Origin of the sequence: Streptomyces sp. NPDC052687 (genome assembly GCF_040678395.1) — a bacterium.
Lineage (GTDB): Bacteria > Actinomycetota > Actinomycetes > Streptomycetales > Streptomycetaceae > Streptomyces.
Genome location: NZ_JBFATR010000001.1, coordinates 75,881 through 89,740 on the forward strand (window position 1 = coordinate 75,881; position 13,860 = coordinate 89,740).

The 13,860-nt window shown below is 72.5% G+C and carries 17 protein-coding genes; 11 read left to right on the forward strand and 6 right to left on the reverse strand.

What is annotated here, in order from left to right; all coding sequences use genetic code 11:
* Positions 1-6 precede the first annotated feature (6 nt).
* From mqnE to AB0K92_RS00420, 7 genes are all read left to right on the forward strand, one after another.
* Positions 7-1,170: an aminofutalosine synthase MqnE gene (gene mqnE / locus AB0K92_RS00390; RefSeq protein ID WP_365917992.1), complete on the forward strand. Its 1,164-nt coding sequence runs from the start codon at positions 7-9 to the stop codon at positions 1,168-1,170.
* Positions 1,171-1,247: 77 nt separating this feature from the next.
* Positions 1,248-1,895 (forward strand): UdgX family uracil-DNA binding protein, encoded by a 648-nt coding sequence (locus AB0K92_RS00395; protein WP_365917994.1) that lies wholly within the window; start codon positions 1,248-1,250, stop codon positions 1,893-1,895.
* A 92-nt stretch (positions 1,896-1,987) separates the two neighbouring features.
* A complete protein-coding gene (locus AB0K92_RS00400) occupies positions 1,988-2,512 on the forward strand; it encodes a GNAT family N-acetyltransferase (RefSeq protein WP_365917996.1) in 525 nt (174 codons plus the stop codon).
* Positions 2,513-2,587: 75 nt separating this feature from the next.
* Positions 2,588-2,887, forward strand: a complete 300-nt coding sequence (locus tag AB0K92_RS00405; protein WP_365917998.1) for a DUF4229 domain-containing protein — start codon at positions 2,588-2,590, stop codon at positions 2,885-2,887.
* 140 nt (positions 2,888-3,027) lie between these two features.
* The gene (locus AB0K92_RS00410) at positions 3,028-3,135 is read left to right on the forward strand and encodes a putative leader peptide (protein ID WP_346767995.1); all 108 of its coding nucleotides are present in this window, start codon (positions 3,028-3,030) and stop codon (positions 3,133-3,135) included.
* A 39-nt stretch (positions 3,136-3,174) separates the two neighbouring features.
* Positions 3,175-4,494 (forward strand): dicarboxylate/amino acid:cation symporter, encoded by a 1,320-nt coding sequence (locus AB0K92_RS00415; RefSeq protein ID WP_365918000.1) that lies wholly within the window; start codon positions 3,175-3,177, stop codon positions 4,492-4,494.
* 44 nt (positions 4,495-4,538) lie between these two features.
* On the forward strand, positions 4,539-5,168 hold the full coding sequence (locus AB0K92_RS00420; protein WP_365918002.1) for a TetR/AcrR family transcriptional regulator: 630 nt from the start codon (positions 4,539-4,541) through the stop codon (positions 5,166-5,168).
* Here the strand turns inward: AB0K92_RS00420 and AB0K92_RS00425 are convergent.
* On the reverse strand, positions 5,151-6,170 hold the full coding sequence (locus AB0K92_RS00425; protein ID WP_365918004.1) for a MaoC/PaaZ C-terminal domain-containing protein: 1,020 nt from the start codon (positions 6,168-6,170) through the stop codon (positions 5,151-5,153). The genes AB0K92_RS00420 and AB0K92_RS00425 overlap by 18 nt on opposite strands.
* A 226-nt stretch (positions 6,171-6,396) precedes the next feature.
* On the opposite strand from AB0K92_RS00425, the gene AB0K92_RS00430 reads away from it, so the two are divergent.
* The gene (locus AB0K92_RS00430) at positions 6,397-8,346 is read left to right on the forward strand and encodes an AMP-dependent synthetase/ligase (protein WP_365918006.1); all 1,950 of its coding nucleotides are present in this window, start codon (positions 6,397-6,399) and stop codon (positions 8,344-8,346) included.
* 33 nt (positions 8,347-8,379) lie between these two features.
* Here AB0K92_RS00430 and AB0K92_RS00435 read toward each other — a convergent pair whose 3' ends face one another.
* Entirely contained in the window at positions 8,380-9,285 is a 906-nt protein-coding gene (locus AB0K92_RS00435; protein WP_365918008.1) for a LysR family transcriptional regulator, read from the reverse strand.
* A 198-nt stretch (positions 9,286-9,483) separates the two neighbouring features.
* On the opposite strand from AB0K92_RS00435, the gene AB0K92_RS00440 reads away from it, so the two are divergent.
* Positions 9,484-10,029, forward strand: coding sequence for a DUF6817 domain-containing protein (locus AB0K92_RS00440; RefSeq protein ID WP_365918010.1), 546 nt, complete (start codon positions 9,484-9,486; stop codon positions 10,027-10,029).
* 10 nt (positions 10,030-10,039) lie between these two features.
* On the opposite strand, the gene AB0K92_RS00445 is transcribed toward AB0K92_RS00440, so the two are convergent.
* Genes AB0K92_RS00445 through AB0K92_RS00455 form a run of 3 tightly spaced genes read right to left on the reverse strand, consistent with a single transcriptional unit; the run spans position 10,040 to position 11,741 of the window.
* Complete coding sequence (locus AB0K92_RS00445; protein ID WP_365918012.1) at positions 10,040-10,684, reverse strand: class I SAM-dependent methyltransferase; 645 nt, start codon at positions 10,682-10,684, stop codon at positions 10,040-10,042.
* Positions 10,685-10,734: 50 nt separating this feature from the next.
* On the reverse strand, positions 10,735-11,049 hold the full coding sequence (locus AB0K92_RS00450; protein ID WP_365918014.1) for an AzlD domain-containing protein: 315 nt from the start codon (positions 11,047-11,049) through the stop codon (positions 10,735-10,737).
* Positions 11,046-11,741, reverse strand: a complete 696-nt coding sequence (locus tag AB0K92_RS00455) for an AzlC family ABC transporter permease (protein ID WP_365918016.1) — start codon at positions 11,739-11,741, stop codon at positions 11,046-11,048. The genes AB0K92_RS00450 and AB0K92_RS00455 overlap by 4 nt, the downstream gene beginning before the upstream one ends.
* A 68-nt stretch (positions 11,742-11,809) precedes the next feature.
* On the opposite strand from AB0K92_RS00455, the gene AB0K92_RS00460 reads away from it, so the two are divergent.
* On the forward strand, positions 11,810-12,385 hold the full coding sequence (locus AB0K92_RS00460; RefSeq protein ID WP_365918018.1) for an XRE family transcriptional regulator: 576 nt from the start codon (positions 11,810-11,812) through the stop codon (positions 12,383-12,385).
* A 106-nt stretch (positions 12,386-12,491) separates the two neighbouring features.
* Here the strand turns inward: AB0K92_RS00460 and AB0K92_RS00465 are convergent, their stop codons facing one another.
* Positions 12,492-12,695: a cold-shock protein gene (locus AB0K92_RS00465; RefSeq protein ID WP_004984723.1), complete on the reverse strand. Its 204-nt coding sequence runs from the start codon at positions 12,693-12,695 to the stop codon at positions 12,492-12,494.
* Positions 12,696-12,981: 286 nt separating this feature from the next.
* On the opposite strand from AB0K92_RS00465, the gene AB0K92_RS00470 reads away from it, so the two are divergent.
* Complete coding sequence (locus tag AB0K92_RS00470; RefSeq protein WP_365918020.1) at positions 12,982-13,830, forward strand: menaquinone biosynthesis protein; 849 nt, start codon at positions 12,982-12,984, stop codon at positions 13,828-13,830.
* Positions 13,831-13,860 lie beyond the last annotated feature (30 nt).

The following is a 13,860-nucleotide window of genomic DNA, read 5'->3' on the forward strand; positions in this document are numbered from 1 at the left end:
AACACCATGGACGTCGGGCTCAAGCGCGAGCTGGAGGAGAAGGTCCGCTCCGGTGAGCGGCTGACCCGCGAGGACGGCATCGCGCTGTACGCGTCGGACGACCTGGCCTGGCTCGGCGGACTCGCCCACGAGGTGCGCATCCGCAAGAACGGTGACGTCGTGCACTTCAACGTCAACCGGCACCTCAACATGACCAACGTGTGCACGGCCTCCTGCGCCTACTGCTCCTTCCAGCGCAAGCCGGGGGAGAAGGACGCGTACACGATGCGCATCGAGGAGGCCGTCAAGCTCGCCAAGGCGATGGAGTCGGAGAACCTGACCGAGCTGCACATCGTCAACGGGCTGCACCCGAACCTGCCGTGGCGGTACTACCCGCGCTCGCTGCGGGAGCTGAAGGCCGCGCTGCCGAACGTCTCCCTGAAGGCGTTCACCGCGACCGAGATCCACCACTTCGAGACGATCAGCGGGCTCAGCGCCTCCGAGATCCTCGACGAGCTGATCGACGCCGGGCTGGAGTCGCTGACCGGCGGCGGCGCCGAGATCTTCGACTGGGAGGTCCGGCAGCACATCGTGGACCACCGCACCCACTGGGAGGACTGGTCCCGCATCCACCGCCTCGCGCACGAGAAGGGTCTGAAGACCCCGTGCACCATGCTCTACGGCCACATCGAGGAGCCCCGGCACCGGGTCGACCACGTGCTGCGGCTGCGCGAGCTGCAGGACGAGACCGGCGGCTTCCAGGTCTTCATCCCGCTGCGCTACCAGCACGACTTCGTCGACATGAAGGACGGCAAGATCCGCAACCGGCTGCAGGCGCGGACCACCATGGCCACGCCGGCCGAGGCGCTGAAGACGTTCGCGGTGTCGCGGCTGCTGTTCGACAACGTCCAGCACGTCAAGGTGTTCTGGGTGATGCACGGGCTGCAGACCGCCCAGCTGGCGCTCCAGCACGGCGCCGACGACATGGACGGGTCGGTCGTCGAGTACAAGATCACCCATGACGCGGACAACTACGGCACGCCGAACAAGCTGACCCGCGACGATCTGCTGGACCTGATCCGGGACGCGGGGTTCCGGCCGGTGGAGCGCAACACCCGGTACGAGATCATCCGGGAGTTCGACGGGCCCGATCCCGCGCGGCGGGAAGCTCCGCAGGCCATGCGGGTATGACGTTGTCGGGCGGGTGCGGGTAGGGGTGGGCTGGTCGCGCAGTTCCCCGCGCCCCCAGCCGGGGTACTCCGGGCCTTGTGAAGAGCGCGCCCGAGGATCAGTACACCGCCGAGCCCTTCGTGCCGGCCGGAGCGCCGGATCTCGACGCCCTGCGGCGGGCCGCCGCAGGGTGCCGGGGGTGTCCGCTGTATCGCGATGCCACGCAGACCGTGTTCGGGGCGGGTGGCGCGGACGCGCGGGTCATGCTGGTCGGTGAGCAGCCCGGGGATCGCGAGGACCGCGAGGGGCGGCCGTTCGTCGGGCCCGCGGGGAAGCTGCTGGACCGGGCGCTGGCCGAGGCCGGGATCGATCCCGGTGAGGCCTATGTCACCAACGCGGTGAAGCACTTCCTGTTCACGCGGGCGGAACCGCGCAAGCGCCGCATCCACAAGGCGCCGAGTCTGCGGGAGACGAGCGCCTGCGGGCCGTGGCTGGCCGCGGAGCTGGCGCTGGTCGGGCCGGAGCTGATCGTCGTGCTCGGCGCCACCGCGGGCAAGGCGCTGCTCGGGTCGTCCTTCCGGGTGGGCGAGGTGCGCGGGACGGTGCTGGAGCGGGAGATCCACGGGCACCCGGAGCGGCTGGTGCCGACCGTGCACCCGTCGTCGGTGCTGCGGGCGGACGACCGCGAGGAGGCGTACGCGGGGCTGGTGGCCGATCTGAAGGTGGCCGCACGCGTACTGGCGTAGGACCGTCAGGGGGAGTACGCCGTCATGGGCAGGTGTCGTATCGGGGGAGCAGACCGTCACCGGCAGCCTGGCGTAATGGGTAGCATCGCCGCATGGCCCTTACCTTCACGCTCGATCCCGCCGTCACCCCCGAGCTGCGCGACGGCATCCTCGACCTGTGGACCGATGTCTCCAACGCGGGCGGAGCCGTCGGCTTCGTGCCCCCGGTGGAGCGGGAGACGGTCCGGCCGGAGCTGGTGAGGCACCTCGTGGCGATGGCGGAAGGCCGGGCCCGGCTGCTCGTGGGGCACGACGAGGAGGGGCGGGTCGCCGCCACCGCCTTCTTCCACTTCAACACCCACCGGCTGATGGCCCACTGGGCGTGGCTCTACACGGTGATGGTGCACCCCCGGCACCAGGGCAAGGGGTACGGCCGTGACCTGCTCGCCGCCGCGGAGGGTGCCGCGCGCGGGTTCGACGGGATCGAGGCGATCCGGCTGACCTGCCGGGGCGGGCTCGGTCTGGAGCGGTTCTACGCCTCCTGCGGCTACAAGGAGGTCGGCCGCGTACCCGCCGCGATCCGGGTGGCGCCGGGCGACGACCGCGACGACGTGATCATGCTGCTGCCGCTGGGCTGACCCCCGTACAAGATCGGCATCCTGGCGTGCTTCACTGGACGCTGGCCCCTTTTGGAATCGGAAGAGTGGATTGAGATGCTCCGGTACACGCTGATGCGCCTCGGGATCTTCGCGGGCTGCCTGCTGGCCGTCTGGGGCCTCGTCTACTCGGGTATCGCCCCGCGCGGTCTCGGCGCCTCCAACGGCCTGTGGGTCGTGCTGCTCGCGCTGGTGATCTCCGCGCCGATCAGCTTCGTCGTGCTGCGCGGCGAGCGGGACCGGGCGTCCGAGCAGATCGTGCGCAGGGTCGACCGGCTGAAGGCCGGCTTCGAGGCCGACCGCAGTCAGGAGGACCGTGCGGACGACGCGGCCCGCGCCCAGGGGCAGACGTCGTAAGACGCGTCACGTTCACTGCCGCCCCGGTTTCCGAAACCCCCGGAAACCGGGGCGATTTGCATTGTGAGGGTCATACTCCCCCTGCGCCTCTCAAAGTAAGGCTTTGAGGTTCCCAAAGTTCAGGTGTTACGGTCATCGGTATGAAGCCAGCAGTCGTGTCCGTCGACGCGCCGCCCCGCAGCGTTCCGCTCGTGGCCCGTCTGCACGTGGACCTCTGCCGGTGCGCCTCCGCCGGCTGTCCCCGCTGACGCATTCCGCCGCGCACCCCTTCCCTCTTTCCCCGGAGCATGTCCGTGTCCGCGAACACGAAGTCCTTCAAGCTGCCCTTCTGGGCCCAGATACTCGCCGGCCTCGTCCTCGGTGTCGGCCTCGGCTGGCTCGCCCGCAGCCAGGACGTGTCCTGGCTGGTCACCACCCTGGAGAAGACCGGCGGCGTCTTCGTCGGGCTGCTGAAGCTCGCCGTCGCCCCGCTCGTCTTCTTCGCGATCCTCGTCTCGATCACCAACCTGCGGAAGGTCAACAACGCCGCCCGGCTGGCCGGCCGCACCCTCCTCTGGTTCATGATCACCTCGTTGATCGCGGTGGCCATCGGCCTCGCCATCGGCCTGGTCACCAACCCCGGCGCCGGCACCGGCCTGACCCCGAAGGACGGTGAGCTGCCGGAGAAGACCGGCTCCTGGCTCGACTTCCTCACCGGGATCGTCCCGACCGACGTCATCACGCCGTTCACCGAGCTGAACGTGCTGCAGATCGTCTTCATGGCCGCCGTCGCCGGTGTCGCCGCCCTCCAGCTCGGCGAGAAGGCCCAGCCGATCCTCACCCTGAGCGAGTCCGTGCTGGAGCTGCTGCAGAAGGCCCTGTGGTGGGTCATCCGGCTCGCCCCGCTCGGCACCGCCGGCCTCATCGGCCACGCCATCGCCACCTACGGCTGGGACCTGATCGGCAAGTACGCCACCTTCACCGCCGACATCTACATCGGCTGCGCCCTGGTCCTCTTCGGCGTCTACCCGGCGCTGCTCGCGACCGTCGCCAAGGCCAACCCGCTGCAGTTCTTCAAGGGCGCCTGGCCCGCCATCCAGCTGGCCTTCGTCTCCCGCTCCTCCGTCGGCACCATGCCGGTGACGCAGAAGGTGACCGAGCGCCTCGGTGTGCCGAAGGAGTACGCGTCCTTCGCGGTGCCGTTCGGCGCCACCACCAAGATGGACGGCTGCGCCGCCATCTACCCGGCGATCGCCGCGATCTTCGTCGCGCAGATCTTCGACATCCAGCTGGGCGTCGGCGACTACCTGCTGATCGCCTTCGTGTCCGTGGTCGGCTCCGCCGCCACCGCCGGCCTCACCGGCGCCACGGTGATGCTGACCCTCACCCTGTCCACGCTGGGCCTGCCCATGGAGGGCGTGGGTCTGCTGCTCGCCATCGACCCGATCCTGGACATGATGCGCACCGCCACCAACGTGGCCGGCCAGGCGCTCGTGCCGGTCATCGTCTCGGCCCGCGAGGGCCTGCTGGACCGCACGGCCTACGACTCGGTGGGCGCCGGCTCCCCGGTCGACGAGCCCGCGCCGGTCGTGGCCGACGAGCCGAGGGCGGTCAAGGCCACGGCCTGAACGATCGGTCAGTAGGGCGGTCGCACGGACCGTACGCTGTCCGCATGGGTTCCGTGAAGACCAAGCGGATGCCGCGTGCGGTCCGTGAGCAGCAGATGCTGGACGCCGCCGTGCAGATCTTCGGGCGGCGCGGGTACATGGCGGCGTCCATGGACGACATCGCGGAACTCGCCGGTGTGTCCAAGCCGTTGGTGTATCTGTATCTGAACTCCAAGGACGATCTGTTCGGCGCCTGCATCCGCCGTGAGGCGCGGGCGCTGATCGCGGCGGTGCGGGCCGGCATCGACCCGGAGCTGCCGCCGGACCGTCAGCTGTGGGACGGGCTGCTGGCGTTCTTCACGCACACCGCCGAACATCCCGACGGCTGGTCGGTGCTGCACGTCCAGGCCCGCACCCACGGGGACGCCTTCGCCGCCGAGGTCACCGCGATGCGGGGCGAGGCGGTGGCGTTCGTGACCCGGCTGATCGCCGGGGCGGCCCCCGGGACGCACGCCGAGCGCGAGATCGCCGGGCTCGCCCAGTCCCTGGTGGGCGCCGCCGAATCGCTCGCCGCGTGGGCCAACACCACTCCCGGCGTCACCGCCCGGCAGGCGGCGACCACCCTGATGAACTTCGCGTGGGCGGGTCTCGGCGGTCTGCTGGAGGGGCGGTTCTGGTCACCGCCGCGGGCCTGACCCCAAGGGGTCGACGGTCGCGGTGAGATGGACCCGGCCGCCGCCGCGCAGGGCGAAACGGCCCTTCTCTGCGGCGAATTCGACGGTTCCCGGCAGCGGGACGGGCGCGAGGAACCGGGCCCGCACGCGCACCGCGTCGGGGGTGCCGTGCGCGGCGAGACAGCGGGCCAGTGTCCACATGCCGTGCGCGATCGGCCGGGGGAAGCCGAACAGGCGCGCGGTGAGCGGGTGCAGGTGGATGGGGTTGCGGTCACCGGAGACGGCGGCGTAACGGCGCCCGAGGTCCCCGCCGAGGGGCCACGCGGCGAGCGGGGGCAGCGCGGAGGCCGCGTCGGTGGCGGGCGTGGTCGTCTGGTCGGTGGCGGGCGTGGTCGTCGGGCCGGTGGCGGGTTCGGTCGTCTGGCCTGTGGCGGGCGTGGCCGTCTGGTCGGTGGCGGGCGTGGTCGCCCGGCCGGTGGCGGATGCGGCCGTCTGGCCTGTGGCGGGCGTGGTCGTCTGGCCGGAGGGGGGCGTGGTCGTCCGGCCGGTGCGGGGGTCGGCGGGGCGGTCCGTGCCGTGCCGGGCGAGATACGTGCTGCGCGACTCCCACACGGTCTGCCCGCCCGACCGCAGCTCGGTCAGCACGGCCGCTTCCGTGCCCCGCCGGTGCGGCGCCAGTCCCTCGACCCGCACGGAGAGTTCGTAGGCGGCGGTGGCCGGCAGCGCGGTGTGCCGGGTGAGGTCGAACGAGGTGTGGACCAGGCCGAGCAGCGGCAGCGGGAAGGCGCGGGCGCTCATCAGCCGCATGGCCAGGGGGAAGCCGAGGACGTGCGGATACGTCGGCGGCAGCGCGTCCTCGCCGGTCGGGAACCCGCAGATCCGCTCGTAGGCCGCCAGCCGCGCCAGGTCGATGCGCACCTCGGGGAGGGTGAGCGGGGCGCGGGGGAAGGCGGCGTCGGCGCGGGGGCGCCGGAAGGGGGACAGCAGGGCGCCGCGGAGGAGGGAACCGGCGAGCGTGGGCATGGGTACGGGGGGCTCCCTGGGGGGGCGGGTCCACTGTGCTTACTCCGGAGTAAGGTTACCTCAGGTAAGGTCTTGCCCCGTCCGGGAGTTCAGGCAGGCGCACGGTGCGCACGTCTGCCCCGGATCGGCCCCGAACCGCCGTGGAATTCGCACAGACCCCTCACGCGGGCGCCGTAGGATGCGCGTCCTGCCGGCGGTAACGCCACGAGCCGCCCGGAGGAGCCGTATGCCGATCTCGTACTCGTCCCAGCCGCTGCCGCCCGACTCGGCCGCCTCGGCCCTCGACTACGACCCGGACGCCGGACCCGTCCTCGTCGCACCGGAGATACGGCGGCTGGACGGCGAGGTGCGCGAGGTGGCCGTACCGCCGCTGGTGCCGCCCGTGACCCACGGCTCGCTCGCCGACCTGCCGTTCGAGAACGCGGCGGCCGTGCCCGCGCAGGCGGTGCTCAGCCGCCGTACCGGGGACGGGACGTGGGCCCACGTCACGGCGGCGGAGTTCGCCGCGGAAGTGCTCGCGGTCGCCAAGGGGCTCATCGCCGAAGGGCTCGCGCCGGGCGACCGCATCGCCATCATGGCGCGGACCACCTACGAATGGACCCTGCTCGACTTCGCCGCCTGGGCCGCCGGACTGGTCACCGTGCCGGTGTACCCGACCTCCTCCGTCTTCCAGACCCGCTGGATCCTCCAGGACTGCGGCGCCGTCGCCCTCGTCACCGAGACCGGCCGGCAGGCCGCCGCGCTCGGACCCGAACGGGAACGGCTGCCCGGACTGCGCCACGTGTGGGTCGTCGAACAGGGACACGTGACGGGACTGGCCGAGCGGGGCGCGTCCGTCCCCGACCCGGAGGTCGAGGTGCGGCGCGCGATGCTCGGCCCCGACACCCTCGCCACCCTCGTCTACACCTCCGGCACCACCGGCCGCCCCAAGGGCTGCGCCCTCACCCACGGCAACTTCCTCGCCGAGGTCGACAACGCGATCGAACTGCTCTACCCGGTGTTCAAGGCGCGCACCGACGCGGAACCGGCCACGCTGCTGTTCCTGCCGCTGTCGCACGTCTTCGGCCGGATGGTCGCGGTGGCCTGCGTGCGCGCCCGGGTACGGCTCGGGCACGCGCCCGGTCTCAAGGCCGAGGAGCTGATCGCCGACCTCGCCGCCTTCCGGCCCACCTTCCTGCTGGCCATCCCGTACATGCTGGAGAAGGTCTTCAACAACGCGCGGGCCACCGCCGAACGCGGCGGCAAGGCGGGCTCGTTCGACCGGGCGGTGAACGTCGCCCGGCGCTACGGGGAGGCGGTCGAGGCCCGCCGCCACGGCACCGGCCCCGGACCCGGCGCCGCCCTGAAGGCGGCCCGCGCGCTGTACGACCCGCTGGTCTACCGCCGTATCCGCAACGCGCTCGGCGGCAGGCTCCGCTATCTCATCTGCGGCGGCTCCCCGCTGAGCCGGGACCTCGCCGCGTTCTACCTGGGCGCCGGCATCGAGGTCTACGAGGGCTACGGCCTGACCGAGACCACCGGCGCCGCGACCGTCACCCCGCCCCTCAAGCCCCGCCTGGGCACCGTCGGCTGGCCGCTGCCCGGCACCCGCGTGCGGATCGCCGCCGACGGCGAGGTGCTGCTGGCCGGCGGGCAGGTGCTGCGCGGCTACTGGGACCCGCACGCGGACGGAGTCGTCCCCGCCACCGCGGACGGCTGGCTCCCGACCGGCGACCTCGGCCGTCTCGACGACGAGGGCTATCTGACCATCACCGGCCGCAAGAAGGAGATCCTGATCACCGCCGGCGGCAAGAACGTGGCCCCGGCGCCGCTGGAGAACTGGCTGCGGCAGCACCCGCTGATCTCCCAGTGCCTCGTCGTCGGCGACCGCCGCCCGTACGTCGCCGCGCTGATCACCCTCGACATGGAGGGCGTCAGCCACTGGCGGCGGATGAACGGCAAGCATCCCGTGCCGGCCGAACTCCTCACCGGGGACGCCGAGTTGCGGGCCGTCCTGCAACGGGCGGTCGACGAGGCCAACAAGCTCGTCTCCCGCCCCGAGTCCATCCGCCGCTTCGCCGTCCTGCCCGTCGACTTCACCGAGGAGGCCGGACAGCTGACCCCGTCGATGAAGCTGCGGCGCGCGGTGATCGAGCGGGACTTCGCCCGGGAGATCGAGGCGCTGTACGGCTCGTGACGTGACCTCCCGCCGGGGGAGCGGGCCGCGGGGTCAGGTGCGCTGCGGTGCCGTCGTGCCGCAGCGGGCGGCGACCGTGTCGGCGAAGGTCCTGGCCTGGGGGGTGAGCGCGTCCCAGTGACGGACGGCCCAGCCGACGGCCAGGGGCCGCAGGGCGGGCACCGGGACGAGGCGCAGGCCCGAGGCGCCGGTGCCGCGGGCGCCCGGCAGGGCGGGGACCAGCGCGCGGCCCAGGCCCAGTTCGGCCAGGAGCAGGGCCGTGTCCCAGTCCGCGACGCTCGTGTCGTAGCCGAAGCGGACGCCGAGAGCGGCGCAGGCCGCGTCGAGGTGGGCGGCGGAGGTGGAGTTCGGGGGGAGGCGGATCAGCCGCAGGTCGGTCAGTTCCTCCGGGCGCAGGGCGGGGCGGTCGGCGAGGGGGTCGTCGGCGGGGACCGCGAGGACCCAGGGCAGTTCGGCCACCGGGCGCTGCTCGATGCCGCGCACCGGCGGGCCGAGGGTGATCCACGCGAGGTCCAGGTCGCTGTCGGTGAGCGCGTCGAAGCAGGCGCGGCTGGAGCTCTCGGTACGGAACTCCAGGCTGACCCGGGGGTGGCGGCGCCGGAAGTCGACGATGGCGTCCGCCATGAAGTGCCGTACGGTCGTCGCCCCCGTCGCCACCCGCACCGAGCCGGTCTCCCCGTCGGCCAGGTCCCGCAGCCGCCGCAGCGCGAGGTCGAGCCCCGCGATGCCCTCCGCGGCGGCGGCCTCCAGAACCCGGCCCGCCGCCGTGGGCACCACCCCGCGCGGGCGCCGCTCCAGCAGGCTCACCCCCGTCTCCCGCTCCAGCCGCCTGACGTGCTGGCTCACCGCCGACTGCGTACAGCCCAGGTCACGGGCCACGGCACTGAGGTTTCCGGCACGGCACACGGCCACGAACACGCGCAGGTCGTCGAGCGTCATGACACCCAAGCTATCGCTTGGGGCCGGGCAGTTTTCCTTAGGATTGACTGGGCGTCAGGTCGTGCACGACGATCGCCGCAGGGCCCGGGCGGCAACCCGCTCCGCGCTCCGCCGGGATCCGGACCCGGGGGACACCCCCGTGGGCGGGGCGCGGAGCGGGTGCCGACCCACACGACCTGCCGACAGGGGACCCGGCTCATGACCCACACCGCCGAGCACGCTCGTGACCTGCTGCGCCGCTCGGGCGCCGCCGCCGTCGGCCACCCCGGCGGCGGCACCCTCCTCGCCCATCTCGACCGCGTCCGCGACCGGCTCGCCGGCTGGGGCGCCCGCCCCGCCCTCCAGCTCGCCGGCCTCTGCCACGCCTGCTACGGCACCGACGGGTTCGCGGTGGCCCTGCTGCCCTTGGCCCGGCGCGCCGAACTCGCCGACGTGATCGGCGCGGAGGCCGAGGCCATCGTGTACGGGTACGCGAGCCTCGACCGCGCCGCCGGCTACCCGCGCTTCACCGGCCCCGGCGCCGTCCTGCCCGACCGTTTCACCGGCACCGCCCGCCCCGCGGACCCCCGGCTGCGCCGTGACCTCGCCGAACTCACCGCAGCGAACGAACTCGACCTCGCCGCCCACGACCCCGCCTTCCGTGACCGCTTCGGCGCCGAGCTGCTGGACCTCCTCACCCGCCTGCGCCCGCTGCTGACCGCGGCGGCTTGGGCGGACTGCCGGGCGGTGCTGGGCGACGCCTGACGCCCCCGGCTCACCCGCGCACGGCCGTCAGGAACGCCTGCGGAGCCGACTCGCCCTTCTCCTCCTCCGCCTCCCGCAGGGTTCGCGACCGTACGGCGAATCCGGCGTCCTCCAGCAGCCTTGCCATCCGCTCCGGCCGCCGCCGCTCGAAGTCGAGGTTGACGGGGTGACCGAAGGGCCGCTCCAGGCGGAGGGGCGCGTCACCGGCCTGGAAGGCGAGGAGCAGGTGCCCGCCGGGCGCCAGGACACGGGCGAACTCGGCGAAGAGAGCGGGGAGGCGGTCCGCCGGCGTGTGGATGGAGGAGTACCAGGAGACGATCCCGGCGAGCCGCCCGTCCGGCAGACCGAGGTCCAGCATGGAGCCCTGCACGAACCGCAGCCCCGGGTTCTCCCGCCGGGCCACGGCCAGCATGGACGCCGACAGGTCCACGCCGAACACCCGCACCCCGAGGGAGGCGAGGTGGGCCGTCACCCGCCCCGGCCCGCATCCGAGGTCCGCCACCTCCCCGGCGTCCGCGACCAGCGCGGCGAACGCCCCGAGGAGCGCCACGTCCAGCGGCGAGTGGGCGAGGACACCGGCGAAGTGGCCGGCGTAGTCCTCCGCGATGGCGTCGTAGAAGGAGCGGGTGGTGGTGAGGAAGTCGGTGTCGGTCATGGGCACGGACCCTAGACCCCGCCACCGACAGCACGTGGCGGCCCTCGTCCTCACGGCACGCCCAGCGCCCGCAGTACGGCCGTCGCCCCCACCCCCGCGAGGACCACGACCACGAACGGCGCCCGCCGCCACGCCAGCACGACCGCCGTCAGCACCCCGGCGGGGCGGGCCCACCCGGCGAGGCCGGTGCCCTCGGTGAGCGCGCCCGTGGCCAGCAGGGCGACGAGCAGGACCACCGCCCCGGCGGACAGCAGCTCCTGCGCGCGCGGCGGCACGCGGACCCGCCCGTGCAGCACGGGCCCGACCAGGCGCAGGGCGTACGTCGCGGCGGCCAGCGCCAGGACCAGGACGACCGGCGCGCTCATCCCGCCACCGCCTTCTCGCGGGCGCCGCCGCCGTACAGCGCGAGCCCGGCGAGGGCGAGCAGCACCGGCAACCCGGCCGGGACGACCGGTGTGACGGCGAGCGCCACGCAGGCGCCGGGCAGGGCGCAGCGGCGCAGGCGGGGATCGTCGCGCAGGGCGGGGACCACGAGGGCGGCGAGGACGGCCGGGAAGGCCGTGTCCAGGCCGTAGGCCGCGGTGTCGCCGAGCGCGCTGCCCGCGAGGGCGCCGGCCAGGACGGAGACGTTCCACACGGTGAACAGCCCGATCCCGGAGACCCAGAACGCGGTGCGCCGCCGCTCCCAGTCGGGCTGGGCGAGGGCGAAGGCGACGGTCTCGTCGGTGATCAGATGGGCGCCCGCCAGACGGGCGAGCCTGCCCCGGCCGACGACGTCGGCGACCGCCACGCCGAACGCGGCCAGCCGGGTGTTCAGCAGCACCCCGGTGGCGGCCGCGGCGAGCGGCCCGCCCCCGGCGAACAGCACCCCGAGGGCGCTGAACTGCGCCGACCCCGCGTACACCAGCAGGGACATCGCCACCGGCACCCAGACGGGCAGTCCCCCGGCGACCGCGATCGCGCCGAAGGAGATGCCCACGATGCCGCCGGCCACCCAGACCAGTGAGGCGTCGCGGACCAGGGAGGCGACCATGGGTGTTCGGAGTGGCGAACGCATGTTTCCTACAATGAACAGACGGCTCCCTGTTCGTCAAGCCGAACGATCGTACTTCTGGAGCGAACGACATGACCGACGGCACCCCGCGCACCCCGCCACGGCTCCCCCTCGACTGGATCGCCGCCGCCCTGCGCCGCGAACGCACCCGCGCCGGACTGTCCCTGTCCGAGCTGGCCAAACGGGCCGGGATCGCCAAGTCGACGCTGTCCCAGCTGGAGGCGGCGAGCGGGAACCCGAGCATGGAGACGATCTGGGCGCTCGGCGTGGCCCTGGGCGTGCCGTTCAGCGCGCTGGTCGAGCCGCCGGCCCCGGCCGTCCAGGTGATCCGCGCCGGAGAGGGGCCCGCGGTCGCCTCCGAACGGGCGGACTACGTGGCGACCCTGCTGTCGGCGAGCCCGCCCGGAGCCCGGCGTGACATCTACCACCTGAGGGCCGAACCGGGCGCCGCGCGGGAATCGGAGCCGCATATCCCGGGCACGGTCGAGCATCTGATCGTGAGCACCGGACGGGTGAAGGCGGGGCCGCGCGGGGAGAGCGTGGAACTCGGGCCGGGCGATTACATGGCGTATCGCGGAGATGTGCCGCACGCCTATGAGGCGCTGGTGCCGGGCACCACGTTCGTGCTGATCATGCAGCACGTGTGAGAAGTCCGAGAATTCGCGAGAAGTTCACCGGAAAAGGGCAGGAGCCCCGTCGCCGTACGGCGCGGGGCTCCTTGGGTACTGCACTCGATCCCGGATCAAGAAAGGATCAGACCGGGGTGACGTTCTCGGCCTGCGGACCCTTCGGGCCCTGCGTGACGTCGAAAGACACCTGCTGGTTCTCCTCGAGGGACCGGAAACCGGTCGCGTTGATCGCGGAGTAGTGGACGAAGACGTCGGGGCCGCCGCCCTCCTGGGCAATGAAGCCGAAGCCCTTTTCGGCGTTGAACCACTTAACGGTTCCGGTAGCCATAAGCCCTCCTTGGGCTCAAAGGGTTGCCCTGCTCCAGAACCAGCAAGTGTGAAGACGAGTTCTCACAACTGCATCCGCCTGAAAACGACGAGAGCCCGCGGTCACATGCTCCGCAGGCTCTGCACTGCAAGGGAAACCAAACTGCAACTTGCGGCGAGCCTAGCACGCGGGCACCCGAAAGCAATAGAGGTCAAGATCACGTCACCCGGATGTTTGAAGATCGCGACGCACCTCTGACGCCGGGGGTGAGGCCTGGACCCTATCCCACAGGGTCTAGCCTCGCGATGTGGACATTTCTCGCACCCGGCCGCGCGTCGGCCACATCCAGTTCCTGAACTGCCTGCCCTTGTACTGGGGGCTCGCGAGAACGGGCACACTCCTCGACTTCGAGCTGACGAAGGACACCCCGGAGAAGCTCAGCGAGCAGCTGGTGCGCGGAGAGCTCGATGTGGGGCCCGTCACCCTCGTCGAGTTCCTGAAGAACGCCGACGACCTGGTCGCCTTCCCGGACATCGCCGTGGGCTGCGACGGACCGGTCATGTCCTGCGTGATCGTCTCCCAGGTCCCGCTGGACCGGCTCGACGGCGCCCGGGTCGCCCTCGGCTCGACCTCGCGCACCTCGGTGCGGCTGGCGCGGCTGCTGCTGGAGGAACGGTTCGGCGTCCGGCCCGACTACTACACCTGCCCGCCCGACCTCAGCCTGATGATGCAGGAGGCCGAGGCCGCCGTCCTCATCGGCGACGCGGCGCTGCGCGCCAACCTGATCGACGGGCCCCGCTTCGGCCTGGAGGTGCACGACCTGGGCGCCCTGTGGAAGGAGTGGACGGGGATGCCGTTCGTCTTCGCGGTCTGGGCGGCGCGCCGGGACTACGCGGAGCGCGAGCCGGTCCTCACCCGCCAGGTCCACGAGGCGTTCCTCGCCTCCCGCAACCTCTCCCTGGAGGAGGTCGCCAAGGTCGCCGAGCAGGCGGCCCGCTGGGAGGCCTTCGACGAGCGGGTCCTGGAGCAGTACTTCACCACGCTCGACTTCCGCTTCGGCGAACCGCAGCTCGCGGCCGTCGCCGAGTTCGCCCGGCGGGTCGGCCCGACGACCGGCTTCCCCGCGGACGTGCGGGTGGAACTGCTGCGGCCGTAGCGAGTCCGCGCCGCGGCGCAACAAGGTGCG

What these genes read in the sequence shown, in the direction of transcription:
- AB0K92_RS00420 (WP_365918002.1), top strand. Translation starts at nt 4,539, where the DNA reads ATGGGTTCCGTGAAGACCAAGCGGATGCCGCGTGCGGTCCGTGAGCAG.
- AB0K92_RS00410 (WP_346767995.1), top strand. Translation starts at nt 3,028, where the DNA reads ATGAAGCCAGCAGTCGTGTCCGTCGACGCGCCGCCCCGCAGCGTTCCG.
- AB0K92_RS00435 (WP_365918008.1), bottom strand. Translation starts at nt 9,285, where the DNA reads ATGACGCTCGACGACCTGCGCGTGTTCGTGGCCGTGTGCCGTGCCGGA.
- AB0K92_RS00445 (WP_365918012.1), bottom strand. Translation starts at nt 10,684, where the DNA reads ATGACCGACACCGACTTCCTCACCACCACCCGCTCCTTCTACGACGCC.
- AB0K92_RS00465 (WP_004984723.1), bottom strand. Translation starts at nt 12,695, where the DNA reads ATGGCTACCGGAACCGTTAAGTGGTTCAACGCCGAAAAGGGCTTCGGC.
- AB0K92_RS00400 (WP_365917996.1), top strand. Translation starts at nt 1,988, where the DNA reads ATGGCCCTTACCTTCACGCTCGATCCCGCCGTCACCCCCGAGCTGCGC.
- AB0K92_RS00430 (WP_365918006.1), top strand. Translation starts at nt 6,397, where the DNA reads ATGCCGATCTCGTACTCGTCCCAGCCGCTGCCGCCCGACTCGGCCGCC.
- AB0K92_RS00440 (WP_365918010.1), top strand. Translation starts at nt 9,484, where the DNA reads ATGACCCACACCGCCGAGCACGCTCGTGACCTGCTGCGCCGCTCGGGC.
- AB0K92_RS00450 (WP_365918014.1), bottom strand. Translation starts at nt 11,049, where the DNA reads ATGAGCGCGCCGGTCGTCCTGGTCCTGGCGCTGGCCGCCGCGACGTAC.
- AB0K92_RS00455 (WP_365918016.1), bottom strand. Translation starts at nt 11,741, where the DNA reads ATGCGTTCGCCACTCCGAACACCCATGGTCGCCTCCCTGGTCCGCGAC.
- AB0K92_RS00405 (WP_365917998.1), top strand. Translation starts at nt 2,588, where the DNA reads ATGCTCCGGTACACGCTGATGCGCCTCGGGATCTTCGCGGGCTGCCTG.
- AB0K92_RS00425 (WP_365918004.1), bottom strand. Translation starts at nt 6,170, where the DNA reads ATGCCCACGCTCGCCGGTTCCCTCCTCCGCGGCGCCCTGCTGTCCCCC.
- AB0K92_RS00460 (WP_365918018.1), top strand. Translation starts at nt 11,810, where the DNA reads ATGACCGACGGCACCCCGCGCACCCCGCCACGGCTCCCCCTCGACTGG.
- mqnE (WP_365917992.1), top strand. Translation starts at nt 7, where the DNA reads ATGGACGTCGGGCTCAAGCGCGAGCTGGAGGAGAAGGTCCGCTCCGGT.
- AB0K92_RS00415 (WP_365918000.1), top strand. Translation starts at nt 3,175, where the DNA reads ATGTCCGTGTCCGCGAACACGAAGTCCTTCAAGCTGCCCTTCTGGGCC.